General features: G+C 52.7%; 17 protein-coding genes and 1 tRNA gene. 15 read left to right on the top strand and 3 right to left on the bottom strand.

Annotated features, from left to right (window positions below; genetic code table 11):
• The first annotated feature begins 13 nt into the window (after nucleotides 1-13).
• Nucleotides 14-1,453: a cell division protein FtsA gene (ftsA, locus tag T496_RS0110240; RefSeq protein WP_027450668.1), complete on the top strand. Its 1,440-nt coding sequence runs from the start codon at nucleotides 14-16 to the stop codon at nucleotides 1,451-1,453.
• A gap of 20 nt (nucleotides 1,454-1,473) precedes the next feature.
• Entirely contained in the window at nucleotides 1,474-2,799 is a 1,326-nt protein-coding gene (ftsZ, locus tag T496_RS0110235) for a cell division protein FtsZ (protein WP_027450667.1), read from the top strand.
• 173 nt (nucleotides 2,800-2,972) lie between these two features.
• Here the strand turns inward: ftsZ and recO are convergent, their stop codons facing one another.
• Nucleotides 2,973-3,698, bottom strand: coding sequence for a DNA repair protein RecO (gene recO, locus T496_RS0110230; protein ID WP_027450666.1), 726 nt, complete (start codon nucleotides 3,696-3,698; stop codon nucleotides 2,973-2,975).
• A 105-nt stretch (nucleotides 3,699-3,803) separates the two neighbouring features.
• Here recO and T496_RS15010 point away from each other — a divergent pair.
• The 3 genes from T496_RS15010 to gyrB all read left to right on the top strand — a co-directional run bounded on the left by T496_RS15010 (nucleotide 3,804) and on the right by gyrB (nucleotide 6,466).
• Nucleotides 3,804-3,875: transfer RNA gene (locus T496_RS15010), tRNA-Glu, on the top strand.
• A 209-nt stretch (nucleotides 3,876-4,084) separates the two neighbouring features.
• On the top strand, nucleotides 4,085-4,336 hold the full coding sequence (rpsT, locus tag T496_RS0110225; RefSeq protein WP_027450665.1) for a 30S ribosomal protein S20: 252 nt from the start codon (nucleotides 4,085-4,087) through the stop codon (nucleotides 4,334-4,336).
• A gap of 153 nt (nucleotides 4,337-4,489) precedes the next feature.
• On the top strand, nucleotides 4,490-6,466 hold the full coding sequence (gene gyrB / locus T496_RS0110220) for a DNA topoisomerase (ATP-hydrolyzing) subunit B (RefSeq protein WP_027450664.1): 1,977 nt from the start codon (nucleotides 4,490-4,492) through the stop codon (nucleotides 6,464-6,466).
• Between the two features lie 113 nt (nucleotides 6,467-6,579).
• Here the strand turns inward: gyrB and buk are convergent, their stop codons facing one another.
• Both buk and T496_RS0110210 read right to left on the bottom strand, forming a co-directional pair.
• The gene (gene buk / locus T496_RS0110215) at nucleotides 6,580-7,647 is read right to left on the bottom strand and encodes a butyrate kinase (RefSeq protein ID WP_027450663.1); all 1,068 of its coding nucleotides are present in this window, start codon (nucleotides 7,645-7,647) and stop codon (nucleotides 6,580-6,582) included.
• 80 nt (nucleotides 7,648-7,727) lie between these two features.
• Nucleotides 7,728-8,624 carry a phosphate acyltransferase gene (locus tag T496_RS0110210; protein ID WP_027450662.1) on the bottom strand — a complete coding sequence of 299 codons (897 nt, stop codon included), beginning with the start codon at nucleotides 8,622-8,624 and terminating at the stop codon, nucleotides 7,728-7,730.
• A gap of 194 nt (nucleotides 8,625-8,818) precedes the next feature.
• Between T496_RS0110210 and T496_RS0110205 the strand changes: the two genes are divergently transcribed.
• The 10 genes from T496_RS0110205 to T496_RS0110160 all read left to right on the top strand — a co-directional run bounded on the left by T496_RS0110205 (nucleotide 8,819) and on the right by T496_RS0110160 (nucleotide 26,113).
• Nucleotides 8,819-10,627 carry an AMP-dependent synthetase/ligase gene (locus tag T496_RS0110205; protein ID WP_027450661.1) on the top strand — a complete coding sequence of 603 codons (1,809 nt, stop codon included), beginning with the start codon at nucleotides 8,819-8,821 and terminating at the stop codon, nucleotides 10,625-10,627.
• 8 nt (nucleotides 10,628-10,635) lie between these two features.
• Complete coding sequence (locus tag T496_RS13960; protein WP_081783619.1) at nucleotides 10,636-12,594, top strand: helix-turn-helix domain-containing protein; 1,959 nt, start codon at nucleotides 10,636-10,638, stop codon at nucleotides 12,592-12,594.
• A gap of 201 nt (nucleotides 12,595-12,795) precedes the next feature.
• The gene (locus tag T496_RS14480; protein WP_081783618.1) at nucleotides 12,796-16,605 is read left to right on the top strand and encodes a glycoside hydrolase family 31 protein; all 3,810 of its coding nucleotides are present in this window, start codon (nucleotides 12,796-12,798) and stop codon (nucleotides 16,603-16,605) included.
• Between the two features lie 517 nt (nucleotides 16,606-17,122).
• Nucleotides 17,123-18,244 (top strand): peptide chain release factor 2, encoded by a 1,122-nt coding sequence (gene prfB / locus T496_RS0110190; RefSeq protein WP_027450660.1) that lies wholly within the window; start codon nucleotides 17,123-17,125, stop codon nucleotides 18,242-18,244.
• Between the two features lie 491 nt (nucleotides 18,245-18,735).
• Nucleotides 18,736-18,891 (top strand): hypothetical protein, encoded by a 156-nt coding sequence (locus T496_RS15170; protein ID WP_162164195.1) that lies wholly within the window; start codon nucleotides 18,736-18,738, stop codon nucleotides 18,889-18,891.
• The gene (locus tag T496_RS0110180) at nucleotides 18,892-19,377 is read left to right on the top strand and encodes a CYTH domain-containing protein (RefSeq protein WP_027450659.1); all 486 of its coding nucleotides are present in this window, start codon (nucleotides 18,892-18,894) and stop codon (nucleotides 19,375-19,377) included.
• Between the two features lie 14 nt (nucleotides 19,378-19,391).
• Complete coding sequence (locus T496_RS0110175; RefSeq protein ID WP_027450658.1) at nucleotides 19,392-20,954, top strand: helix-turn-helix domain-containing protein; 1,563 nt, start codon at nucleotides 19,392-19,394, stop codon at nucleotides 20,952-20,954.
• 264 nt (nucleotides 20,955-21,218) lie between these two features.
• Entirely contained in the window at nucleotides 21,219-22,670 is a 1,452-nt protein-coding gene (locus T496_RS14475) for a DUF3575 domain-containing protein (RefSeq protein ID WP_197018952.1), read from the top strand.
• A 74-nt stretch (nucleotides 22,671-22,744) separates the two neighbouring features.
• On the top strand, nucleotides 22,745-25,075 hold the full coding sequence (locus tag T496_RS0110165; protein WP_155808861.1) for a hypothetical protein: 2,331 nt from the start codon (nucleotides 22,745-22,747) through the stop codon (nucleotides 25,073-25,075).
• Between the two features lie 12 nt (nucleotides 25,076-25,087).
• Nucleotides 25,088-26,113, top strand: a complete 1,026-nt coding sequence (locus tag T496_RS0110160) for a hypothetical protein (RefSeq protein ID WP_155808860.1) — start codon at nucleotides 25,088-25,090, stop codon at nucleotides 26,111-26,113.
• The last annotated feature ends 6 nt before the right edge of the window (nucleotides 26,114-26,119 follow it).

The raw sequence follows: 26,119 nt of genomic DNA, 5'->3' as shown, positions 1-26,119 counted from the left end.
CAGTATGGCAGAAATTAAAGATTTTATTATTGCAATTGAGCTCGGTTCATCGAAGGTGACGGGCATTGCAGGACAAAAGAAACCTGACGGCAGCATCAGTGTGCTGGCGATGGTGAACGAAGACTCGTCTGCATTTATCCGCAAGGGTGTTGTTTACAACATCGACAAGACGGCTCAATGTCTGACAAGCATTATTAAAAAACTGGAAGGCCAGCTGAAGACCCGTATCACACAGGTCTTCGTGGGTGTGGGCGGCCAGTCTATTCGTAGCGTGCGCAATACGGTGGTAAAGGAACTGCCCGACGATGGCATCATCACACAGGAGATGGTGGTGCAGCTGATGGACGAGAACCGTGCACTGGACTATCCAGATCAGAAGATCCTGGATGTGGCAGAGCAGGAGTACCGCGTTGACTCGCAGTTGCAGATGGATCCTGTGGGTATCCGTGCTGCACACTTGGAAGGAAACTTCCTGAATATCCTGGAACGTAAGTCGTTCTTCGAAAACCTGAACAAGTGTTTTGAGTCTGCACAGATCAATGTGGCAGAGATGTATCTGGCTCCCTTGGCCCTGGCTAATGCCGTGCTGACCGAGGCCGAGAAGCGTTCGGGATGTGCTTTGGTGGATATCGGTGCCGATACCACTACGGTCTCTGTGTTCTGGAAGAATGTGCTTCGCCACCTGGCTGTTATTCCTTTGGGCTCAAACAATATCACAAAGGATATCACTTCGCTGCAGATGGAAGACAGCGAGGCCGAGCAGATGAAGTTGAAATATGCCTCGGCCTATACAGACAATGGCGATATTGATCCTACGTTGAAGTACTCTATCAGCGCCGACAGACAGGTGGACAGCCGCCAGTTTATTGAGCTTGTAGAGGGTCGCGTAGAGGAGATCATCGAGAACGTACGTTATCAGATTCCAGCAGAATACTACGATAAGCTGTTGGGAGGTATCATCCTGACGGGTGGTGGCGCTAACATGAAGAACATAGAGCATGCCTTCACCATGTACACCCACATCGAGAAGGTGCGCGTGGCTAAGTTCGTGACGATGACCATCAACTCGGCTAACGAGGCTATCAAGGCTCGCAACGGCATGTATAACACCGTCTTGGGACTCCTGGCTAAGGGCGACCTGAACTGTGCTGGCAACTTTATTGATCCTAATGGTGACCTGTTCGAGGGCCAGAGCGCTCCACAGCCGACTGGTCTTGACCGTCGTCCCCGTCAGCCTCATGAGTTGGAAGGGGGCGTGATCCGTTCTTCTCAGGAGGAAGCGCTTGCTGCAAAAGAGCGCCTCAGAAAGGAAGAGGAAGAGGAACGTGCTGCTCAGCGCGAACGTGAAAAAGAAGAAGAGGAAGAGCGCAGAAGACGTAAGGAGAACAGTGCGCTGAATAAGTTCGGCAAGAAACTTAACCGTTTCTTCCAGAAGTTAACCGAAGATGAATAACCTCAAAAAACGAAGAGACCATGTTAGAATTCAGTAAATCAAACGAGATACTCGACTTCGGAATCCCCGAAGAGCGTCATAGCATTATTAAAGTCATCGGCGTTGGCGGTGGCGGTGGCAATGCTGTTAATCACATGTATAGGGAAGGTATTCACGATGTGACCTTCGTGGTATGTAACACCGATAATCAGGCCCTCAACGACTCGCCTGTACCCGTGAAGTTGCAGTTGGGTAGCGAGGGTCTTGGTGCCGGCAACCGTCCTGCAAAGGCTCGTGCAGCTGCCGAGGAAAGCATCGATCAGATCCGTCAGATGCTGAGCGACGGCACTCGCATGACCTTTATCACCGCTGGTATGGGTGGTGGTACCGGTACTGGTGCTGCACCTGTCATCGCTCGTGTGTCTAAGGAGATGGGCATCCTGACCGTAGGTATTGTCACCATTCCTTTCCGCTTCGAAGGTAATAAGAAGATCGACCAGGCGCTGGATGGCGTGGAAGAGATGCACAAACACGTTGATGCTCTGTTGGTTATCAACAACGAACGTCTGCGTGAGATCTATCCTGACCTGTCGTTCCTCGACGCCTTTGGTAAGGCCGACGACACCCTGTCGGTGGCTGCCAAGTCTATTGCCGAGATTATCACCCTGCACGGTACGATGAACCTCGACTTCAACGATGTGAAGACCGTGCTGCAGGATGGTGGCGTGGCTATCATGTCAACGGGTTATGGCGAAGGCGAGGATCGTGTGAAGAAGGCTATTGAGGATGCGCTGAACTCACCGCTGCTTAACGACAACGATATCTTCAACTCTAAGAAGATTCTGCTCAATATCTCGTTCAGTCACCAGAAGGACTCGAAGGACAACTTCATGATGGAGGAGATGAACTATGTGCATGAGTTCATGGACAAGTTTGGCGACTTCGAAATCAAGTGGGGTGTGGCTATCGATCCTGATCTGGGCAAGAAGGTGAAGGTGACCATCCTGGCCACGGGCTTCGGTGTGCAGAATGTGGACGGCATGGAAGAGCGCATGCTGAAGCAGCAGACGCGCGAAGAGGCCAACCGCATTGCCGAAGAGCAGGAGCGTGCTGCCAAGCGTGAGGAGCGTCGTGGACTCTACTATAGCGAAAGCGACAATCAGAAGATTCGCAAGCGCCGTCCTAATATTTATATTTTCGGTCCCGAAGACCTTGACAATGACGATGTAATCTCGGCTGTAGAGTCGACACCTACATACAAACGTACTCGCGAAGTGCTGGCCAGCATTGGCAATCCAGCACCTGCGCAAACACCCGAAACGCCCAATCAGGTGGATTTCCAGCAGGGCGTCATTAGTTTTGTTTAAGCCGTAGTGCTGTTTTATTTCGCGTCCAGGCTGCTGAGCATCTGTTTAGTGGCCTGGCTTTTTTTGCTTTTGTGGGGGAAGGGTAATGGTTTTAGGACGTAAAAGTAGCTCTTTTGTGTTATAAGATGGGCAGAATAAGGTGACTGTTTGGACTGTATAGAAAAGGAGATGCCTTATTTAAAGAGCTCGCGGAGTACGGGGAGACAACGAAGTTCGGGGAATGACGGGAGGTGAATGCGATAGTAGAGCAGGAGGTGGTCCAGCAGTTGGTTGCGATCCTCGTGCGACATTTGAAACAGATGCATCGTGCCCAGGTCCATGCGCATCATGGTACGGATGAGGCGGGCCTCCTGTGGCAGCAGGATGTCTCGATGCACTGGGGGCTGTTTGCAGAACACCGCAGCACGAAGGTCGAAGTAGTCGCCATCGTTATAGTCGCTGATGTTTGGGTAGAAACCCAGAAAACGCGTGAGGTGCATCAGAAATACCAGGTGGAAGTTGGCGTAGTCCTTTTGGCAATTGTCCAGCCATTCGATGCCCGAGCGGATATAGTCGAACAGCGGCTCGTTCTGTTGCTCGTCTCGCAAAGCATGCGACAAGAACTCGCTGGTGAACAGGCTGATGGCCATCTTGGAGGGATCTCCGTGAAGAGAGGGTAGGGGCATCAGGAAGTTCACCTCCTTCAACCTTTGTAATTGCTCGTTAGGACGGATCTCGCTCTCGATGTTTAACAGGGATAGCGGCTGAAAATGCTGCTTTTTCATCTTCCCATGCGCCGTCTTGGGCAGCCGTATGAAGAACGACATTCGCCCTGCCTGGCGCGTGAACATATCCACGATAAGTTTCTGGTCGCCATACCTAACTGTATGAAGCACAATAGCCTGCGTTTTTGTAAACATTGGGGCAAAATTAGAAAAAAAACGAGAGAAAAATGCATTTTTATTGAAGAAAATTTGGTGGAACCAGAAAAAAGCAGTAATTTTGCACCCGCTTAAAAGGCGTCTGGTCCCTTCGTCTATCGGTTAGGACGAGAGATTTTCATTCTCTAAAGAGGAGTTCGACTCTCCTAGGGACTACAAAGAAAAAGGTTAAATCCGTCATCTGCACAGTGATGTGCTACTGGTGAAAGCTAGGAAGGGGTGGCGGAGGATTTTTTTTAGTTAAGGGATTGGTCAGTAACACACCATTATGAACCGAGAACAGACAACTAATCAAATCCGCCCAGGGCTGCTTTAGCGGCGTAAGACCCATAAGCTTTAATAACAATTAAATTTTAATTAAAAAAATGGCAAACCACAAATCATCGGTGAAGAGAATTCGCCAGGACAAGAAAAAGGCACTGCACAACAAGTACTATGCCAAGACCATGCGTAACGCAGTTCGCAAGCTGCGCGCTATGACTAACAAGGATGAGGCTGTTGCTCTCTTCCCCAAAGTTCAGAAGATGCTGGATAAGCTGGCAAAGACTCACGTTATTCACAAGAACAAGGCTTCAAACCTGAAGTCAAGCCTCGCTCTCCACGTGAACAAGCTCTAAGAGAAACAATAATAGAGTATTCGATACAGTCCGCATAGACAATTTTGTTTATGCGGATTTTTTTTGTTTTTTTAAGTCTAAAATATTATATATTTTATTCGCTTAAGTCACTTTTTTTATGTAATTTTGCACCCTATAAAGCTTTTTTGAAATATGTCAGAAGAATTACAGCAAGAACAGCAAAATTATTCCGCAAGTAATATTCAAGTGCTTGAGGGATTGGAGGCCGTGCGCAAGCGTCCTGCTATGTATATCGGCGATATCAGCGAGAAGGGTCTTCACCACTTGGTGAACGAGACCGTCGATAACTCTATCGACGAGGCCATGGCTGGTTATTGTACTCATATCGAAGTAACTATTAACGAAGATAACTCTATCACCGTCCAGGATAATGGACGTGGTATCCCAGTTGACGAGCACGAGAAGATGCATAAGTCTGCCCTCGAGGTGGTAATGACCGTGCTTCACGCTGGTGGTAAGTTTGACAAAGGCTCTTATAAGGTGTCTGGTGGTTTGCACGGTGTTGGTGTAAGCTGCGTAAACGCCCTTTCTACCCATATGAAGTCGCAGGTATTCCGCAATGGTCATATCTACCAGCAGGAATACGAGAAGGGAAAGCCCCTCTACGACGTGAAGATCGTAGGTGATACGGATAAGACCGGTACACGCCAGCAGTTCTGGCCCGATGGTTCTATCTTCACCACCACAGAATACAAGTACGACATCATTGCAAAGCGTATGCGCGAGCTGGCCTACCTGAATGCCGGTATCACCATCACGCTGGCCGACCTGCGTCCCGACGAGGAAGGCAAGCTGCGCGAGCCCGAGGTCTTCCATGCCAAGGAAGGTCTGAAGGAGTTCGTTCGCTATGTCGATCGTCACCGCACCTCTATCATTGGCGATCCTATCTGTTTGAAGACCGAGAAGGATGGTGTGCCCATCGAGGTGGCTTTGCTCTACAACAGCGACTATTCTGAGAATATCCACTCATACGTCAACAATATCAACACCATCGAGGGTGGTACCCATCTGACTGGTTTCCGTATTGCGTTGGCTCGTGCGCTGAAGAAGTATGCCGACGATGACGACCAGCTGCGCAAGCAGATTGAGAAGGCCAAGATCGAGGTAGCACAAGACGACTTCCGTGAGGGTCTCACCGCCATCGTTTCAGTGAAGGTTGCCGAGCCTCAGTTCGAGGGACAGACCAAGACCAAGCTGGGTAATAGCGAGGTGAACGGTGCTGTTCAGAAGGCAGTGGGCGAGGCTATGAACAACTACCTCGAGGAGCATCCTAAGGAGGCCCACACCATCTGTGAGAAGGTCATCCTGGCTGCCACAGCACGTATCGCCGCCCGTAAGGCCCGCGAGAGCGTACAGCGCAAGAATCCTATGAGTGGTGGCGGTCTGCCTGGTAAGTTGGCCGACTGCTCAAACAAGGATCCTAAGACCTGCGAGATCTTCCTCGTCGAGGGTGACTCGGCCGGTGGTTCTGCCAAGCAGGGTCGCGACCGTCACTTCCAGGCCATCCTGCCTCTCCGCGGTAAGATCCTGAACGTAGAGAAAGTGCAGTGGCACCGCGTGTTCGAGGCCGAGTCTGTGATGAACATCATCCAGAGTATCGGTGTTCGCTTCGGTGTTGATGGCGAGGATTCAAAGGATGCCAATATCGACAAGCTGCGTTACGACAAGATTATCATCATGACCGATGCCGACGTCGATGGTTCTCACATCGACACGCTGATCATGACCCTCTTCTATCGTTTCATGCCTCAGGTGATCCAGGGCGGACACCTCTACATCGCTACACCTCCCCTCTACAAGTGTACTTACAAGAAGTTCTCTGAGTACTGCTACACCGAGCAGCAGCGTCAGGCCTTCATCGATAAGTATGTGGCAGGTGACGAGAACAGTTCAGCCCTCCACACCCAGCGCTACAAAGGTCTTGGTGAGATGAACCCCGAGCAGTTGTGGGAGACCACCATGAACCCCGAGAACCGCTTGCTGAAGCAGGTGACTATCGAGAATGCTGCCGAGGCCGACGAGATCTTCTCTATGCTGATGGGCGATGACGTAGAGCCTCGTCGTGAGTTCATTGAGAAGAATGCCACCTATGCTAACATCGACGCATAATTAGAAAAAGCTATTATATGAAAAAGGACTGGTTTCATCGCCGAAACCAGTCCTTTTCTTGTTTTATTGAAGTTGAGGCGGCGGATCTGCTTAGTCCGCTCAGTCCTCTTGTCTCACTCGTATGTCTTTACTTCGCGCTTACCCTTCAGCACGGCGTAGGCGTTTTGTGCCAGCGCCTCCAGTTCGTCTTCGCCTGGGAAACAATACACGGGCGCCAGAAACTCGATGCGTTCGCGTATGCCGCTGATGATATATTCCGAGCGTGCCATACCGCCCGTCAGCAGGATGGCGTCTATCTTGCCGCAGAGCACAGCGCTCAGTCCTGCTATGTTCTTGGCGATATGATAGATCATCGCATTCAGTATCAGTTCAGCATGCTTGTCGCCATTGGCTATGCGCTCTTGAATCTCCACCACGTTGTTGGTGCCCAGGTGAGCATTTAGTCCCGCCTTTCCTGCAATCCGTTTCAGTAACTGCTTCTCGGTGTATTTCCCACTGAAGCAAAGGCGTATCAGGTCGGCCGCAGGCAGACTGCCGGCACGTTCCGGTGAGAAGGGACCTTCGCCGTCGAGGGCGTTGTTGCAGTCCACAGCTCGCCCGTGGTCGTGTGCTGCCACCGAGATACCGCCACCCAGGTGGCAGATAATCAGGTTCAGGTCCTCGTAGCGTTTGCCTATCTCGTTGGCAAAGCGACGGGCGATGGCGCGCTGGTTCAGGGCGTGCCAGATGCAGATGCGGTTCATCAGTGGCGAACCGCTGATGCGTGCATAGTCGTTCAGCTCGTCCACCACACCGGGGTCGGCTATAAACGAGCGGCATCCAGGTATCTCCTTTGCTATGTCGTGCGCTATCAGGCAGCCCAAGTTACAGGCGTGGTTGTGCATGGCGATGCCGTTGTGCGTGTCGTCCAGCATCCGTTGGTTGATCTCATAGACGCCGCCGGCCAGAGGTTTTACCAGTCCGCCGCGACCTATCACCGCGTCAAACTTCAGTGGCACGTTGATACGTTTCAGTTCGTCCAGAATCAGTTGTTTCCGGTAGTCCATCTGTTCGATGACGTCGTCAAAGCCCGCCAGGTCCTCGTTCGAGTGCTGGATGCTACGCAGCACCATGGGTTTCTCGTCTTCGAATACCGCCATCTTTGTTGATGTCGATCCCGGATTAATGGCTAATATCAGCATATCTTTATCTTTTCTTTATTTTGTTATTTCCTAAAAACTTCTCCTTTTAACTTCCTTCATATCCTCCCTTCAACCCTCAACTACACCGAAGCAAACGCCAGCGAGTAGTATTTCGACGTGCCGTTGTCGCCCCGCGAGGGCAATACCACGGGCACGATAGGTCCGCGCAGGATGCCTGCTGTCGTGGCTTCGCAGAACAGCGTGATGGTCTTATAGAACACGTTGCCCGCCTGTATGTCGGGGAATATCAGTGCGTCGGCTTGACCGTCCAGTGGCGACTCGATGCCCTTTTTATGCAGGGCAGCCGGTGATAGCGACGTCTTCAGGTCTAGTGGTCCGTCTATGACGCATGCCCCAAACGCCCCTTCGTTAGCTTTCGCTATTAGTTCCTTATATTCCACCGTGAAAGGAAACGTCCTCTCGTTCACCTTCTCCGAGCAGTTGATCAGTGCCACTTGTGGCGTCTCGATGCCCATGCGTCGGCACGTGTCCAGCACATAGCGCAGTTGCGCCTCGCGTTGTACCTTGTTGGGGTAGGGTATCACCGCTGCATCCGTGAAGTATATCAGTCGGCGGTGTCCCGGCACCTGAGCGCAGGTGATATGCGTCAGCACCTGTCCTTTCGGCAGGATGCCGTTCTCTTTGTTCAGCACCGCGTGCAGCAGCGTGTCCGTGTTCAGAAATCCCTTCATCAGCACGTCGGCCTGTCCGTCTCTCACCAGTTCCACCGCTTTCAGAGCAGCCTCCTCCGGCGTGGCTGCATCCACCAGTTTGGCGTGTTCACCGTATGATTCCACCAGCTTCGCCACACCCTCGTGGCATCCCACGAGCAGTGCCTCGATAAATCCCTCGTCCACAGCTCTCGTTACGGCTGTCAGTGTTGATACATCGTTTGGACAAACCACTGCCACCCTTTTTCTCTGGCGGCGTTCTACAAGATGTTCTACCAGTTCGTCAAAACTGTTAATGGTCTTCATATTATTATCTATAAGGTTAGGCTATCACATCGCTGTAAGATAGCTTTTCAGTGGCAAATATACAAAAAAAATAATTACGATTGCACATTTCACCCGAAAAAGTGCAATTACGGCCATTGTTTCCTGTTAAAATTTGGTGGTCTCATTATTTTGCAGTACTTTTGCACTAAAGAAATTATTACTTATTAGGGATTATGCAGATTTGTAGTCATTTGTCTGTTCTCGTGCACGATGTGGCAGCTAAGTACGGCGACCGCGAGGCACTTATTTACAAAAACTTTGGTGGAAAGACATGGAAGTCATGTTCCTGGAATCAGTTCTCTGACGTTGTCAAGCAGGTGTCGAATGCCATGCTCAGCTTGGGTGTTGGCGTACAGGAGAACATCGGCGTGTTCTCACAGAACTCCGTTCAGTATCTCTTCACCGACTTTGGTGCCTGGGGCATCCGTGCCGTCACCATCCCCTTCTATGCCACCAGTTCTGAACAGCAAATCCAGTTCATGATCAACGATGCCAAGATTCGTTACATCTTCGTTGGCGAGAAGGATCAGTACGAGAAGACCCGTCGTGTCTTTGCTACCTGTAAGACCCTCGAGCGCATCATCGTTTTCGACCCCTCTGTAGAGCTGCCCGAGAACGATTCCACCGTAATGTCGTTCACCGACTTCCTGCGTCTGGGCGAGGGATTGCCCCATCAGGCCGCTGTCGAGCAGTTGCAGCGTGAGGCCACCATGGACGATATTGCTAACATCCTCTACACCAGTGGCACCACAGGCGATTCCAAGGGCGTTATCCTCACCATGGGTCAGTATAATGCAGCCATGATTGCCAACCACAAGTGTGTGCCCGTCACCGATGCCGACCGTGTGCTCAACTTCCTTCCCTTCACCCATATCTTCGAGAAAGGCTGGAAGATCCTCTGCATCACCGTTGGTGCCCGTCTGATCGTCAACACCTATCCCCAGGAGGTTCAGAAGACCATGCGTGAGACCCATCCCACCTGTATGTCCAGCGTGCCCCGTTTCTGGGAAAAGGTTTATCAGGGCGTACAGGAGAAGATCGAGAGCAGCGGTGCCGTTCAGCGCACCCTCTTCAAGCATGCCCTTGCCGTAGGTAAGAAGCATAACATCACCTATCTCGCCGCTGGCAAGCAGCCACCTATGGCTCTGCGCCTCGAGTACGAGATGCTCAACAAGACCGTTTTCTCGCTCGTTCGCAAGGAGTTGGGTCTTGAGAATGCTCATTTCTTCCCCACAGCCGGTGCTGCCGTGTCTGCTCATGTCGAAGAATTTGTCCATTCCATCGGTCTTAACATGGTGGTTGGCTACGGTCTCACCGAGAGTCTTGCTACTGTTTCTTGCGATCATCTTGGTCAGCCCTTCCACGTCGGTTCAGTGGGTCATCCCATCGATAGCATCGACATCAAGATCAGCAGCGAGGGCGAGATCCTGTTGAAGGGTCCCACCATCACCCGTGGCTATTACAATCGCGACGATATCACCCGCGAGTCGTTCACCGAGGATGGTTACTTCCGCACCGGTGACTCTGGTTATATCCAGGATGGCGAGCTGTTCCTGAAAGATCGTATCAAGGACCTCTTCAAGACCTCTAACGGCAAGTACATCGCGCCTCAGATGATCGAGTCGAAGTTGCTCGTTGATAAGTATATCGACCAGATTGCCATCATTGCCGATCAGCGCAAGTTCGTGTCAGCCCTCATCATCCCCGAGTATAAGTTGCTCGAAGACTATGCCCGTGCCCACAACATCGCCTTCGCCAATCGTGAAGACCTGTGCCGCAACCAGCAGATCTATCAGATGATGATGGAGCGTATCGACACCCTGCAGCAGCAGTTGGCCCACTACGAGCAGGTGAAGCGATTCACCCTGTTGCCTCACGGATTCTCCATGGAGCGCGGCGAGCTCACCAACACCTTGAAGATCAAGCGCCGCGTGCTCAACGAGAACTACAAGAAGGAAATCGACGCCATGTACGCAGAGTAGTGTCAACGATGGTCGCCCGCTCGTCCTGTTCCCGCCTTCTCGGACTTCTGCTATTTGCAGTGCTGACGCTGTCAGCCAGTAGTCAGGAGCAGCACTTCTATACGTTGAACCGGCAGAACGGCCTCAGTGACAACTGTGTCCTTCAGCTCCTTCAGCTCCACGACGGCCGAATGGTGACCATCACGCCGCGTACCATAGATATCTACGATGGCCAGCGCTTCAGTTCGCTCACCATTGACACCGCACAATGGGTGGCCCTTCCTGCTTATCAGGGGGCTACCCATCTTTTTGCCGACGCCCATGACTGCCTTTGGATGAAGCAGCATGAGCGTCTTTATTGTTTCCATCTGCCCACCATGCGGCAGATTATCCCTGCCGACTGGCACCATGATGACGACTTCTTCATCGATGAAGCAGGCGACACCTGGCTGTTGAAGGGGCGCATGCTTAGAAATGCAGCAGGCACCCGCCGCCTGCAGTTGCCCTCGCAGGCCGGCCTTTTGCAGGATGTCGTATCCGTAGGCGACACCGTCTATACCTTTTTCGACACCGGTCAGCTAGTTGCCTTCACGGGTCGTGGTCGTCAGCTGTTCAGCTCTCAGGCCTATCCCACTGAGGCTGTATCCCGCTATCAGTGGACCTCGCTGGTGGTGCCAGGTGCCGGTTGTCTCTATCAGTTGCGCACCGGTGCCGGCGGTTCGGTACTGCTTGAGTTCGACCGACACCACCGTCAGTGGCGCACTATCCTCAGCAGTGATCGCACCCTCCACACCCTCACGCTCACGCCCTCCGGCATTCTCTACCTCACGGCGCCCTCCGGCTATTGGCGCATCAATCCCCAGACCTCCGAACAGACCTTCTTCAGTCAGCTCTGTTTGCCCGATGGAACCGTGCTTTCTACCGGTGTCAACACCGTCTGTCTCGACCGTGAAGGCGGCATGTGGCTGGGCACCTACGACAGTGGCATCCTCTACACCTCGCCCCTGTCGGGCTTGTTCGACACCAAGCCCATCGACATCGAGGTCCATCCCATCCTCACCACCATCTATCTCCATGGTCAACCCCTGCTGCCAGGCCACAGCTACGACGGGCAAGAACTGCTCACCGTGACACCTCCCTATGTCGATGAACTCCATTTCTCCCATAGTCAGAACTCGCTAGCTTTCCAGTTCTCCACCATGAACTATGTGCGCCCTCGCAGTACCGTCTATCGCTATCGCTTCTCGGGCGATGAACAAGGCTGGCATACCATTTCTGCCGATTCCATCGGTCATTTCGTTGATGACAAAGGCGTGTTCTATCTGCCCCTGATGAGCTTGTCGCCCGGTGACTACACCTTAGAGGTGATGGCTTCTACCAATCCCCGCCACTGGAACCAGCGTGATGTCCGCACCATCCATTTCACTATCGACTACCCCTGGTGGCAGTCGCCTCTAGCCTTTGTACTCTATGTGGTGGCGTTGGCGCTGGTGATAGGCTCCTCCTTCCTGTTCTACCGTCGCCGGATGCAGCGTCAGAACCGCGAGCAACTTCTGTTACTGCGCATCCAGAACCTGGTGGAGCAGGTCAACCAATATGAGCACTCCGCTGCCGTGGTGATGCTCAGTGAGCCCGCCTCCGAGCAGGAAGCCAGTGCCGAGCCTGAGCCCACACCCCAGGAGAAGGAGTTTATGTCGCGAGCCACCGCCCTGGTCGAACAGCACATTGCCGACCCCAATTACCATGTGGAGCAGTTGGCTGCCGACCTCTGCATGGAGCGCACCGGACTTTACAAGAAGCTCACCGCGCTAATCCAGCAGTCGCCCGTAGCCTTTATCCGTAGCATCCGTTTGCGTCGTGCCGCCGCCCTCCTTCGCGAGGGCAACATGTCCGTAGCCGAAATCGCCGAGTATGCCGGTTTCTCCTCTCCCGGCTATTTCAGCAAATGCTTCCAAAAAGAATTTGGATGCAAACCCTCCGAATATTAAAAAAAAGGAAACCCTCACCTCTCATCTCTCACCTCTCATCTTGCGGCGCAGCCGCACCCCTCTCACCTCTCATCTTGCGGCAACGCCGCACATCTTTCTTCATTTCTTCACTTCAAATCAACATTTGTTGACCGAGTATTCCATCGTTTCATAGTAATTTTGCAGCGGTTTAAAGGAAAAACAATCAAATTTTTACCAGCTATGAAACTTAACAATTTACTATTAACATTGTCGGTCGTCCTTATCGGACAGTCCACAATCACAGCGCAATCAGCTTATCAGTTTGTGCCTGCCGATTATGTGTCGACCGACAACAATCGTGCGCCTCAGAGCGCTTTTTCTTATGATGAGCAGTCGTTCACCGTTCATGCTTCAGGCCAGAATAATGTGGCCTTCAAGATGGGCGGTGACTGCGACGGCAAGTATTTCATCACACCAGCCGAACATTGGTTTGTGGTCAGTGGGCGCCAGTTGAAGACCGGCACCGCCGATGCATACCTGTGGTGGCTCAACGGCACCAACCACGGTTCGCAGGTGGCCCCCGACCACGTGTGCACCACTGCCGACGAGCGCACCGTGTTTGTGTGGAACCTGCGCAATGGCAATCCGCTGTTCTCATGGTTTGATGTCAACCGCGAGCGCATGGTGCTCAACAGTAATGGCACAGGCTTCATCCTTGCCATGGGCCTCACCGCTACAGGAAGCGATGGCACGGTGACCGATGTCGATTACTATAGCGACATGGCTGTGGTCACTGCCTATCCCGAGCTGATGCAGGTGCTGGGCATCACCCACGAGTCTTTGGCCCAGCAGATGCGCCAGCAACTCACGGACGCCATCACTGCTGCCAACGAGCTGTTGACAAGCCGTCCTGCCGATGAAACCGTGAAAAATCAGCTCCGCGATGCCATCACTGCTGCCCAGCAAGTCTGCGACGGCATCACTACCAGCAACTATGCTACCGTCGGTGAAGACGTAGCCACCCTGCAGCAGGCCATGGAGCAGTATCGTGCCAACAGTCGTCAGGTGTCTTGTCAGTACACCGCCGATGGTATGTTGGCTGGTTGGGACGACATGTCTATCCGCATTCGTTTCGTGAACGATAGCATTGTGCGCATCACCAAGTTTGTGGGCGATGAGTCGCGTGTAGAGCCCAGCCTCGTTGTGAAATCGCCCGCTGATGCTCCAGTGGCTTTCACACACACAGAGACCGATGGAATCGTCACTTTATCCACTTCTAAGGTCCGTCTGACCTATCATCTCGGCGATGCCGTTGTCACCGTCTATCGTGCCACCGGCGAACAGCTCTTTACCGAGCTTGCTGCCAACATCACCGCTCAGGCCGACGGTCCCAATGATGCCTGTCTGCTGAAGCAAACCTTCCGCCTGGCCGACGACGAACAGATCTATGGTCTCGGACAGTTGCAGAACGGTCGTCTCTCGATGCGCGGTCTCAGCACCACCATGATACAAGACAACCGCAGCATCCATATACCTTATATATATTCTTCTAAGCGTTACGCCCTCTATTGGGACAACTATTCTCCCACTACGTTCACCGACGATGCCGCTGGTACCATGTTCAGCTCCACCGGTCAGGCCATCGACTACTACGTCCTCGTGGGTTCCACTTCCGACGAAGTACTTCACGCTTGGCGCCAGATGACCGGCAGCACCCAGCTGCCTCCACTGTGGAACTTCGGTCTTTATCAGAGTAAGCAGCGCTACCAGAGCACCCAGGAAGTCATCGACGTAGTGAAGAAGTACCGTGAGCTGCGTGTGCCCCTCGACTGCGTGGTGCAAGACTGGCAGTACTGGGGCGATGACAACCACTGGAACGCCATGGAGTTCCTCAACCCCAAGTATAGCGACTACCAGCGCATGATTGACGAGGTGCACGGCATGAATGCCAAGCTCATGATCAGCGTGTGGGCCAACTTCGGTCCTGGCACCCGCCAGTATCAGGAGTTCCAGCAGGCCGGTCGCCTCATTCCCATCCAGAGCTATCCCACCACTGTGGCCACCCGTCCCTACGATGTCTATGATGCCGCCACCCGCGATAGCTATTGGAACTACCTCTCGACGGGTATCATGAGCAAGGGCGTGGATGCCCTGTGGCTCGACTCTTCCGAACCCGACGACTTCAGCAATAAAGGCACCGACTACGACTACGTCACCGGTCTTGCCGGTCGCACCTTCCGTTCGCTCCGCAATGCCTTCCCCCTCTGTCATGTAGAGGGCGTCTATGACCACCACCTGGCCGACCCCACACTCAGCAATAAGCGCGTCAGCATCCTTACCCGTTCGGCCTTTGCAGGCATGCAGCGCACCGGTGCCTTCGTTTGGAGTGCCGACATCACCTCCAGCTGGCAGACCCTTGCAGCTCAGATACCTGCCGCCTGCAACTTCTCCGTGTCTGGCTTGCCCTATTGGAACAGCGACACCGGCGCATTCTTCACTGGCAGCTACGGTGGCGTGGGCGACCCCGCATGGCGCTCGCTCTACGACCGTTGGACGCAGTTCTCGTGCTTCTGCCCGATGATGCGCTTCCACGGCGATAACACCCCCCGTGAAATCTGGCAGTTCGGTTCGCAGGATGACGCCCAGGGCGACTACAACAACATCCTGCGCTACATCCGTCTGCGCTACCGCCTGTTGCCCTATCTCTACAGCACCGCCCATCAAGTGGTGAAAAACGATGATACCTTCATGCGCGGCATGGCGCTGGCCTATGAAGACGATGCCCAGTGTGTGGGCCTCACCGATCAGTATATGTTCGGTCGCAGCTTCCTCGTGGCGCCCATCGTCACCGATGGTGCTGCCGGTCGCAACGTCTATCTGCCGCAGTTCCCCACCGCCACTGCCGACCGCGGCCTGTGGTACGACTTCTGGACGGGTGCTACCCATGCAGGTGGTAAGACCCTGTTCCGCACGGCTCCACAAGATATCCTGCCCCTCTACATCCCAGCGGGCACCATTCTGCCTTTCGGTCCTGAGGTGCAGTACAGCAACGAAAAATCATGGGACGACCTCGAAATTCGCATCTATGCCGGTGCCGACGGACGCTTCACGCTCTATGAAGACGAGCTCGATGGCTATGGTTACAAGCAGGGCGCCTGCAGCGAGATTCCCTTCACGTGGAACGAGGCCGCGCAGACGCTCACCATCGGTGCCCGTCAGGGCGAGTTCCCCGGCATGCTGAAGCAGCGCACCTTCCGTCTGGTTCGCGTGTCGTCTCAGAAAGGCTTTGGCGACCAGCCCGCTGCTACCTACGATCAGGAGGTGAGCTACGACGGTCAGCAACTCGTTGTCAGCCTGAAAGACACTGTCGAGACCGAGACCATCCCCGAGGATGTGACCAGTCTGATTGTGAATCCCAGCTTCGAGGCCGATGGTAAGACCCTGAACATGGTGGCACCACAGGGCTGGACCGTCAGCAGCGAGACCACCTGGTGGGGTGTGAATACTGGCGGTGGCAACGGCGACCCCCAGGCCACCGATGGTCAGTATATCTTCGGCGTGTGGGATGGTGCCGCCACCAAGACCCCTACTATCAGTCAGACCCTGACCACCCTGCCCAAAGGCAACTACACCCTGACGGTCGATATGCAGGCCAGCAACCGCTCTAACGAGACCGTGCGCCTGGGCATGCAGCATGTGTTTGCTGGCAACCAAAAGGGCTACTTTGCCCGTCAGATCAGCACCGCTGGCTGTGGTGATGTCTATCCCATGCAGACCATCTCGGTGGATTTCGAACAGCCCGAAGACGGTCTGCCCGTCACCATCGGCGTCTCTACCGAGGGTGCGCCTGCCGAGACCTGGTTCAAAATCGACAACTTCCGACTGTATCGTCGGCCAGGTATGCCATCGACCAGTGGCATAGAGGTGGCCCACCAGAAGCCCATCTGCTCTACCGACCAGTCTTTCTATGGTCTGAACGGACAAAAACTGCCGGTTTCATCGCGTCATCGCATCGTCGTGAGCCAGCAGAAGAAATTCCTTCTGAAGTAACGACATCGCCTTTGAGTCAGCGACTTAAAGACACCGAAATACTAAAAAAGCGGGCGAATTGTTTGGCAGTTCGCCCGCTTCTTTATACCTTTGCAGTAAACTTTTCGAATAGACGAAAGCAGACATGAATAATAACAATACTGACCCCACCCCCTGCCCCTCCCCTACAAGGGAGGGGAGAACCGCAGAGGAAGCCGCCTCTCTCCCCTATAAGGGAGGGGAGAACCGCAGAGGAAGCCGCCTCTCTCCCCTATAAGGGAGGGAAGAACCGCAGAGGAAGCCGTCTCTCTCCCCTTGAAGGGAGGGGAGAACCGCAGAGGAAGCCGCCTTTCTCCCCTTGAAGGGAGGGGAGAACCGCAGAGGAAGCCGCCTCTCTCCCCTTCTTGCGTCCCTTCGGTAGCAAGCGAGCAGAGCTCGAGCGGAAGGGAGGGAAGAACCGCAGAGGAAGCCGCCTCTCTCCCCTCCCTTGTAGGGGAGGGGCAGGGGGTGGGGTCAGTAACCTTAGTTATATAGAAGTATGATTACACAAGACCAATTGAAAGATGTGCTCGATCGTGCTGAAAAGTTGGAGCACTACCTCAAAATCGATCAGAAAAGAATAGAGTGGGAGGAAGAAGACCTGCGCACGCAGGCTCCCGACTTCTGGGACGACCCGAAGAGGGCAGAGGCCCAGATGAAAAAAGTGAAAGCCATCAAGAAGTGGATTGATGGCTACGATGATGTGCGCACCAAGGCCGACGAGCTGCAGCTGGCTTTCGACTTCTACAAGGAAGAGATGGTCACCGAGGAGGAAGTCGATGCCGACTATGCCGCTGCCATTGCAGCCATCGAGCAGCTGGAGCTGATGAACATGCTGCGCCAGGAGGAAGACCCCATGGATGCCGTGCTCAAGATCAACAGTGGTGCCGGTGGCACCGAGGCGCAAGACTGGGCACAGATGCTCATGCGTATGTATATGCGCTGGGCCGAGGCTCATGGCTATAAGGTGACCATTGCCAACCTGCTGGACGGCGATGAGGCCGGCATCAAGAGTGTGACCATGCAGATAGAAGGTGGCGAGTATGCCTATGGCTATCTGAAGAGCGAGAACGGTGTGCACCGTCTGGTGCGTGTCTCGCCCTATAATGCGCAGGGCAAGCGCATGACATCGTTTGCTTCTGTCTTTGTGACCCCGCTGGTCGATGACACCATCGAGGTCTATGTAGATCCCGCCAAGTTGTCGTGGGACACGTTCCGCTCCAGCGGTGCCGGTGGTCAGAACGTCAACAAGGTGGAGTCGGGTGTGCGTCTGCGCTATTGGTACACCGACCCCGATACTGGCGAGGAGGAAGAGATCCTGATTGAAAATACAGAAACGCGCGACCAGCCCAAGAACAAAGAGCGCGCCATGGCCCTGCTGCGTTCGCAGCTCTACGACCGCGCCATGAAGAAGCGCATGGAGGCACAGGCCAAGATTGAGGCTGGCAAGAAAAAAATAGAGTGGGGATCGCAGATCCGTTCGTATGTCTTCGACGACAAGCGTGTGAAAGACCACCGCACCAACTACCAGACAGGCGATGTCGATGGTGTGATGAACGGCAAGCTCGACGGCTTCATCAAGGCCTACCTGATGGAGTTCCCCTCCACTTCAGAAGATTAAAAGGTTGAGTGTTTTAGGGCAATGTTTTATGCATAAAAGTTCATTGCTCTAATTCCGTACTATAAAACGCGTGGTTTATAGTATCAAGAGTGGCATTATTCGTGATGAATAGTGCCACTCTTGCTATCCTATAGTGCCGCACCTGAAATGTAGCTAGACCCTAGAATCATCTATTCTAGACTCTAGACGCGCGCAATCTAGACTTTAGAATCAGGTCATCTAGACTCTAGATTGAGGTATTCTAGACTCTAGATCGACACCAAAACCTTTAGTATTGCAAGTCAAAAGTGCCACTATTGCAGGATAATAGTGCCACTATTGCTTGACGATAGTGCCGCTCTTGTCCCACAAAACTGCCATTTCGGGGCCTCAAAGACCGCTGCTCTGCCCCATAAATGCCTTTGAAACAAAAAAATTAAACAGATAATTTTTGGCGAAACAGAAAAAAGTTGTATCTTTGCCTTCCGTAAACCTATCAAACATTAAGTATTATGTCTAATAAACAAGGAAAGCAACTGAATAAAAAGCAGAAAGCCTACGCTCAGAAGTTGGAGCAAAAGGGTACCAACGTGGTGGCATGGATTATTGGTGTGCTTATTGTGTGCGCAGTGCTCTATGCTTTCATCTCTGTTTTGATGTTCGAATAAATGAGCGGACTGGAGATAGAACGTAAATTCCTGGTGCGCAACAGCGACTACAAGCGACTGGCACATCGGAGCTACCGCATCAAGCAGGGCTACATCTGCAGTGGCGGTGGTAAGACCGTGCGCGTGCGCCAGCGCGACGAACAGGGATTCCTTACTATCAAGGGCCCGTCGCTCGACGGCGGACTCAGTCGCTACGAGTTTGAGAAAGAGATCAGCCTTGATGAGGCTGCCAAACTCTTTGACCTCTGCGAGCCAGGTATTATCGACAAGACCCGCTATCTGGTTGACTACGAGGGCTATACCTTCGAGGTTGACGAATTCTATGGCGAAAATGACGGTCTCGTGGTGGCCGAAGTTGAGCTGAAATCTGTTAACGACAATCCCAAACTACCTCCGTTCCTCGCTCAAGAGGTGACGGGCGACCGACGTTATTACAATAGTCATCTCCGCCAAAATCCCTTTTGTAACTGGAAGGATAGTTTATAACTATTCTTAGGCTTATGAGCATACGTCAGACCATCAGTTGCATGGTCATCTTTCTATTTGTGGCAGTAGATACAGCATGGCCGTCGTCCCTCACACCATCAGCCCTGATGGCCCAAGGTGACTCCTGTCGTTTTTCTTTAAAGTTCAATGAATCCCTGAAATACTATCAGCAGGCCTACGATGACCTGACCGATAAGGGCGACCCTGCACTCAGGTTGCAGTTGTTGGAGCGCATCATGCGTTCGCACGACATGTTGCGCCATTGGAAGGAAATGCCCGAGGCCTCCTATCGACTCTACATGCTGGCTCGGCAGCAAGACGACTCCGTGTATCTGTCAAAAGCCCTCTTTATGCGGGGCCGACGCCTTTATAGGCAGGGCTACAAGCAGATGGCGTATCAGACCTGTTTCCATGCCCTTGGCATCATGAAGCGCTCCAACTATGAGCATAAGTATCATGAACTGGCGGCCTACTATTGCTTGCTGTGTTATATGTATTATGGTGATGGTTTGTGTCGAACAGCCATGCGCATGTGCGATAACGAAGAATACTGCGTGCGCAAGGGATCGCTGGTTCACGACAAGGTGTGGCAGCAGCGTGCCTGGCAGCGTGTTCATACCATGCGCATCGCCCTGCTGGCTAAGTTAGGACGCACTGCCGAGGCCGACCAAATCTATCAAGAGTATGTGGGCGAAGCCATTTCCGATCCGTTGGTTGGCGATGCTCTGCTGGAGTATTATCGCCTGCGCCACATGAACGACGAGGCACTTCGCTATCTCGACAGGTCCATCCAACATATTACGAGTGACGGCGATAGCTTGGGGCGCAACATGTTGAAGTTGCTAGCCGATAAAGGTTCTATCTATAATCAGATGGGCGACAGCCAGCATGCCGTAGAGTGTTTTGCCAGCACCACCCGTATTGCCGATTCCATCAGCGCTCATACGTTGGCCACCATCTCGGACGAAGTGATGAAGGTGATAGACAATGAGCGTGCTAACTCGCGTCATGTTCAGCTCATCATAGTGACGGGCGCCGCTGCGCTGTTGCTGTTTGTTGTGATGCTACTGATGTTGAATTACAGCTTGATGGTGCGTCGCAAGAACCAAACCATTATGGCCACTGTGCGCCAATTAATGCACTATCGCGACATGGTTGCGGGTGATCAGACTACCGATGAAACCGTTGAAAATCGTTCAACAGATGCACCCGATGAAGAGCAACGACAATTCGAGGAGATAGATCGTCGCATCATCCGTGAACGACTCTTTGTGAAGCCCGACTTCGGTCGCGACGATCTGATAGGCTTGATGGGTGTTGATAAAAACATGCTGGCCACTATTATTAATAAGTACACGAATACCAACGTGCCTGGCTATATCAACACCAAACGCATGGAATATGCCGTGACGCTCATCAAAAGTCATCCTGAATATACCATGGCTGCCATTGGCGAAGCCTGCGGTATCCCCAGTGCCACCACGTTCATTCGAAATTTCAAGCATGTTTATGGCATGACGCCATCTGATTTCCGCCGACAACTGGAGGCATCAGAACCTACCCCCCCCGAAAATTAACACTTGATAACATAACGTAACTATCAATATCACAAATTTATTGGTTCTTATACTGTGATTAACTTGCGCAAATATGTGCAAGTTTTTTTTCTTTTTATCGTCTAAAACGCCTTAAATACATGAAAAACTATACCATTTGGACAAAATGAAAAATGTAAAAGACAATATGATAAAAGGTAATTGTTAAAATTAGTAATAAAATGAAATTAATTAGTAATTTTGCAAATATTAGATTTATGTTATACAAAATAAATGGGCTTAAGTATGCGTAGGTTTTTATTGAACATATTGCTTCTTTGCGGGTTCGCCATTAGCACGAATGCTCAGCAGGTCACCATCGGCAACAACCTGCTCTACGATGCATGGCTCACCCCTAATCTTCGCGTCGGTACCCGTCTGTCGCCCCACTGGTCGGTGGGCATGACGGCAGGTTTCCGTCCTTGGCCTACTAACGATCAGACCTCGCGCAAGTGGCGTCACCTATTGTTGTCGCCAGACGTGCGCTACTGGACAGACTCTGTTAACGTGCACCATTTCTTTGGTGCTAACCTGATTTACAGTCATTATAATGTGTCGGAAGTTCGCTTCCCGTTTGGTATGTATCGTTCCGTGCGCGACGAGCGTCGTCAGGGCGACTTGGGTGCGCTGGGATTTTTCTATGGCTACTCCTGGCCACTGGGGCGCTACTGGAATTTGGAAGCCATTATCGGAGCAGCCGTCGGCTACACCCAATTTAATCGCTATGAATGCGGCCATTGCGGCAAGAAACTGGGCACCACGAAGAAAGCGTTCTTCATGCCCCAGGCTGCTTTAAATATCGTCTATAACCTGCCTGGCAGACCTCGACTGGAACCACTGCCCGAGATGCTGCCCGAAGTGGAAAGCAAGCCCGCATTTGCACCTTTCATGACGCCCGTGACGAATCTCACGTATAGTGCAGGCCGACTGCATCAGGACGAGCGTCCGCTGCATGTGCATTTCCCCTTCGACAAGTCTGTGTTGCTGCCCGAGTTCCGCAACAATGCCGAGGTGCTGCGCCAGATACTGGACGTCACCGCCCATGCACTGGCCGACACCATGACCGATGTGCGCACCATCCAGATTGTGGGTCTGGCATCCATCGAGGGACCTGTTGCCTACAACCAGAAGTTGTCGCTTCGTCGTGCCGAGGCATTGAAAGAGTATGTGCGTCAGCACCTGCAGTTGGCCGACACGCTGTTTGAGGCCGTTGGCGGTGGCGAGGGATGGGCTGATTTCCGCCAGCAGTTGCAAGTCGAGGCCGAGCAGAATGTCGACCATGCCGCTGAGCTGCGTCAGGCACTCGACTTGATAGCCAGCGAGAAAGACCCGAACCGTTGTGAACAGAAACTGAAGCGTTTGAACGGTGGACGCACGTGGCAGTATATCAAGACGCATATTCTGCGCGACCAGCGTAACTCCGGCTACATGCGTGTGATGTATAATTATGAACCCGATAAGGTGGCGCCCCTCATCAACCGTGCCATCGGCCTGTTGCGCACCGACTGTAGCGACTGTCATCACGAAGCCCTGCAGCACCTGTTGACCATTCGCCACGAAGAGCGGGCACAAAATGCACTGGGTGTGGCCTACTACCTCTGCGGCTACACCAGTGAAGCCCTTGACTGTTTCCAAAGGGCCGCTGCCAATGGCGATCGCGATGCCATCGACAACCTGCGGCAACTGGAACATCCCTAACCTGTGAATAGCAATGCTAACAAATGAATAAGCGAGAAAAAGAATATTATTAATTACTAAACAAAATGTTTGACATGAAAAAGTTTTTCAACTATGCCTTTGCAGGAGCGATAGCACTCATAGGTACGTACGTGTTCAGTGGATGCACGTCTGACGACGAAGTCGTGACAGATGCTGTGAATCCTACGTACGATTCGGAAAAAGGAACTGTAAACACACAGTTCGTATTGAACATTGCTGCCGCCGACCAGAGCGGTATGAAGAAAGCGCCTCTGCATCGTTCTTCGGCCACAGCCACACAGGCTCTCGGCACTAACTTCCGTGGACTGACCGATGCTCGCATCCTCACCTACAAGCAGAGCGAAAATGGTAAGCACCTCTATGATGTATCTACCAGTGCGCTGGCCACCTCTACTCGTAACTACGACCTCTCGAATTTGTTGGCATCGGGTGCCATCGCTGCCGACAACTCTCGTCGTGTAGTAGAACTGGCACTGCCCGTGGGTACCAACACCCTGTTGTTCTACGGACGTGCACCCAAGCCAACAACCGGTGCTAACCCCTCTGAGTATGGTAATATCAGCTACAGTGTTGCCGACAACGCCACTGGTACTGAGTTCTCTACCCATACGCGTATTAATGGAAACAATGCTGCCTACACATCAACCAGCTATATGCTGGCAGTGCTGATGACCCGTATGGCCAACCTCGGTCTTCATGTGGAAACTCCAGATGATCATTATCTCAGTAAGTCTAATCAGGATTACCGAGTAACTTATTGGACTCCTGGATACCTGGATGTGCCCTATAAGACCGTCAGCGGAAGTTTGACTGCTTTGAGCGGTCAGGAATTGACAGATGCTAGTACAGCTGGAACTTATACTGACGTTGAAGGTGGCGTCACTTATACCAAGGTTGGCCCAATCACAAAAGACTGGCGCGAATATGGTTTGGCTTACAATGATCCTTTGACCAGAGTATCATTGAAACCACTGGAGGAAATTCTGGGTAAGGCTTACTCGCTGATGACCACCATCCGCACTGTAGGCGGTGCTACCGAAATTCGTTCGGGTTCGGCAGAAGGTATTCTGAGCGTGATTGAAGACCTGTGGGCTGTAGCTGATAAGGTGTCGGTTGCCACTGTGACCAGTGAGAAAGAACTGATTGCCAAGAAGATGGGTCAGCGCATCAAAAACCGCTTCAGTAACTATTTCCAGCGCGATGAAACCGGTAACGTGACGTTCAAGGATCTGACTGCTGTCAAGACGGCCTTTGACAATTACATTAAGGTTACCCCTGGTTCTCTCGATGCTGCCATCGATCTCAACACCTTCCCTCAGGCTCTGAACCTCCCAGAAGGTGCTGCACAGATGATATTCGATCCAACGGCTAATTCTAATACCGGTGCTTTCAGCTATGTCTCTGATATCTCGGTATTCAAGCCTGTATCTAACTCTACTACCACTGTCGAAAAGTTCCTGTATCCTGCAGAGCTGGTTTACTTTGGCAACAGCCCAGTGCGCGTGAGCAGCGAGACCCATGTGGAAAACAACTACCCACAGACCGTGGCCAACTGGGATAAAGATGACTACTGGGTAGCAGCTAATAATCTGAAAGGATGGGTGAAAAATGGTGCCGTGGGCAATACCACCCGCAGTGTGGCCATGCAGCGCGACATCAACTATGGCACGGCAATGCTTGCCACCACCGTGAAGTATGGCGCCAGTGTGATTAACGACAATCAGGCCGCTTGTACCGAGGAGGTTAGCGACCAGCATATCTCAGTGAACAGCACCTCGTTCAAGCTCACGGGCGTCATCGTTGGCGGTCAGTGCCAAAAGGTGGGCTGGAACTTCCTGAAGAAGGATGTCACCGGCAACGACTTTAACTTCATGGTTTACGACAGCTATATCGGCAACGATGGTAATGGCATCAACGTGCCTGCACACGGAACAACGTCTGACTTCAACTACACCCTGCTGTGGGACAACTACGATGCTGCCAACAACAAGCAGCCAGTATTCGTAGCTCTGGAGTTTGTGAATAATTCGGGTGTTGACTTCTGGGGCAATGCCAACCTGATCCGTCGTGGCAGCAAGTTCTACCTTGTAGGTAAGCTGGATCCCACCAGCAGTTCGTTCCCCGTGAGCAGAGCCACAACAGATGCTTCTAACTACATCCTGCCTCCTTATAAGGCAACTGATGGCACCACCGACACCGAGAAGGTTCGCGTGTTCATGCAGGACTACAAGACCACGGCTAACTTCACCATCAGTACTTCTTCACTGAAGAGTGCTTACTCTACCGTTCCCGACCTGCGTTCTTCACAGATCTCGCTGGGTCTGGCCGTAGATATCCAGTGGGAGCCAGGTCTGACCTTCGACGTAGAGCTGGGACAACAGTAAACAGTAATTGATATGATGTATCCCGACAGAACAATCGCAAAGCTGATGGTGACAGTGCTCACAGCATTGTCACTGTCGGCGTGTTCTGTCATCGACGATGATTTGTCCGACTGTCGTGAGGGCGAGAAGTTCGAGATGGACTACCAGTTGAAGCTGGTCACCAACATGACTACGGAGCTGAAGACCCAGCTGACCACCATCACCGAGATGAGTGTGGCCAGCGCACTGGAGACACACCTGAAGGACATCTTCAGCGACTTCGCCCACGATGTGGACCTCTCGTTCTACGATACCGACAAGGAACAGGAGCGACTGGAGCACGTACAGGACATTATCAATGCCAATCAAACCAGCTACACGCTGACGCTGCCCATGCGCAAATACATGCACCTGGCTGTGGCTAACATCAAAAACAACCCTGTGGTGACGCTGCACGACGATGAGCTTAGTCCCACGTCGAAATTGCAGCAGACCGATGGCGAGAAGATTACCTCGCACACCACGGGCCTGTTTACGGCACGACTGCCGATGGAGGTACTGGAGGGCATCGATCAGACATTCAATGTCCGACTGTATATGGCCAACAGTGCTGCCACGCTGGTCATCGACCCTCGTGGTGTGAGCTATCGCGACATGAAGGTCTATGCCACCGGTTTTGCCAATGCCTTCTGTATCAGCGACAGCATCTATCGCTTTCCTGAAAAGCCCGTGCTGGTCGAGGCAGAGAGAGTAGCCACCGACAACGACCTGTTATGCTTCTGTTCGGTGAACTTCCCATCGCCCGATGCTGTGCCTGCTGGGGCACCACGCCGCGTTATCGATACCTCGCTCTGGCAGTTCAAGGTGTATGTTACCAAGACCGACGGCACCGTGACCGAGACTGTGCTTGGCATCCCCGAGCCGCTGAAGGCTGGCGACCTGAAGGTGATCAAGGGCGAGTTGAACGACGACGGCGCTGTGACGCCAGCCAACAGTATGGTGGGTGTGAGTATCACGCTGAACTGGAATGATGGCGGCAACTATGATTCGGAACTATAATCAATC

This window comes from Xylanibacter brevis P6B11 (assembly GCF_000621825.1).
GTDB lineage: Bacteria > Bacteroidota > Bacteroidia > Bacteroidales > Bacteroidaceae > Prevotella > Prevotella brevis.
This window is presented reverse-complemented; position numbering and strand designations above follow the sequence as displayed.

Bases quoted from the DNA above. Each gene is read 5' to 3' on its own strand.
- T496_RS14475 (WP_197018952.1), top strand. From the start codon at position 21,219: ATGCGTAGGTTTTTATTGAACATATTGCTTCTTTGCGGGTTCGCCATT.
- T496_RS0110175 (WP_027450658.1), top strand. From the start codon at position 19,392: ATGAGCATACGTCAGACCATCAGTTGCATGGTCATCTTTCTATTTGTG.
- ftsZ (WP_027450667.1), top strand. From the start codon at position 1,474: ATGTTAGAATTCAGTAAATCAAACGAGATACTCGACTTCGGAATCCCC.
- recO (WP_027450666.1), bottom strand. From the start codon at position 3,698: ATGTTTACAAAAACGCAGGCTATTGTGCTTCATACAGTTAGGTATGGC.
- gyrB (WP_027450664.1), top strand. From the start codon at position 4,490: ATGTCAGAAGAATTACAGCAAGAACAGCAAAATTATTCCGCAAGTAAT.
- T496_RS0110160 (WP_155808860.1), top strand. From the start codon at position 25,088: ATGATGTATCCCGACAGAACAATCGCAAAGCTGATGGTGACAGTGCTC.
- T496_RS0110205 (WP_027450661.1), top strand. From the start codon at position 8,819: ATGCAGATTTGTAGTCATTTGTCTGTTCTCGTGCACGATGTGGCAGCT.
- T496_RS13960 (WP_081783619.1), top strand. From the start codon at position 10,636: ATGGTCGCCCGCTCGTCCTGTTCCCGCCTTCTCGGACTTCTGCTATTT.
- T496_RS15170 (WP_162164195.1), top strand. From the start codon at position 18,736: ATGTCTAATAAACAAGGAAAGCAACTGAATAAAAAGCAGAAAGCCTAC.
- T496_RS0110180 (WP_027450659.1), top strand. From the start codon at position 18,892: ATGAGCGGACTGGAGATAGAACGTAAATTCCTGGTGCGCAACAGCGAC.
- prfB (WP_027450660.1), top strand. From the start codon at position 17,123: ATGATTACACAAGACCAATTGAAAGATGTGCTCGATCGTGCTGAAAAG.
- rpsT (WP_027450665.1), top strand. From the start codon at position 4,085: ATGGCAAACCACAAATCATCGGTGAAGAGAATTCGCCAGGACAAGAAA.
- T496_RS0110210 (WP_027450662.1), bottom strand. From the start codon at position 8,624: ATGAAGACCATTAACAGTTTTGACGAACTGGTAGAACATCTTGTAGAA.
- T496_RS0110165 (WP_155808861.1), top strand. From the start codon at position 22,745: ATGAAAAAGTTTTTCAACTATGCCTTTGCAGGAGCGATAGCACTCATA.
- buk (WP_027450663.1), bottom strand. From the start codon at position 7,647: ATGCTGATATTAGCCATTAATCCGGGATCGACATCAACAAAGATGGCG.
- T496_RS14480 (WP_081783618.1), top strand. From the start codon at position 12,796: ATGAAACTTAACAATTTACTATTAACATTGTCGGTCGTCCTTATCGGA.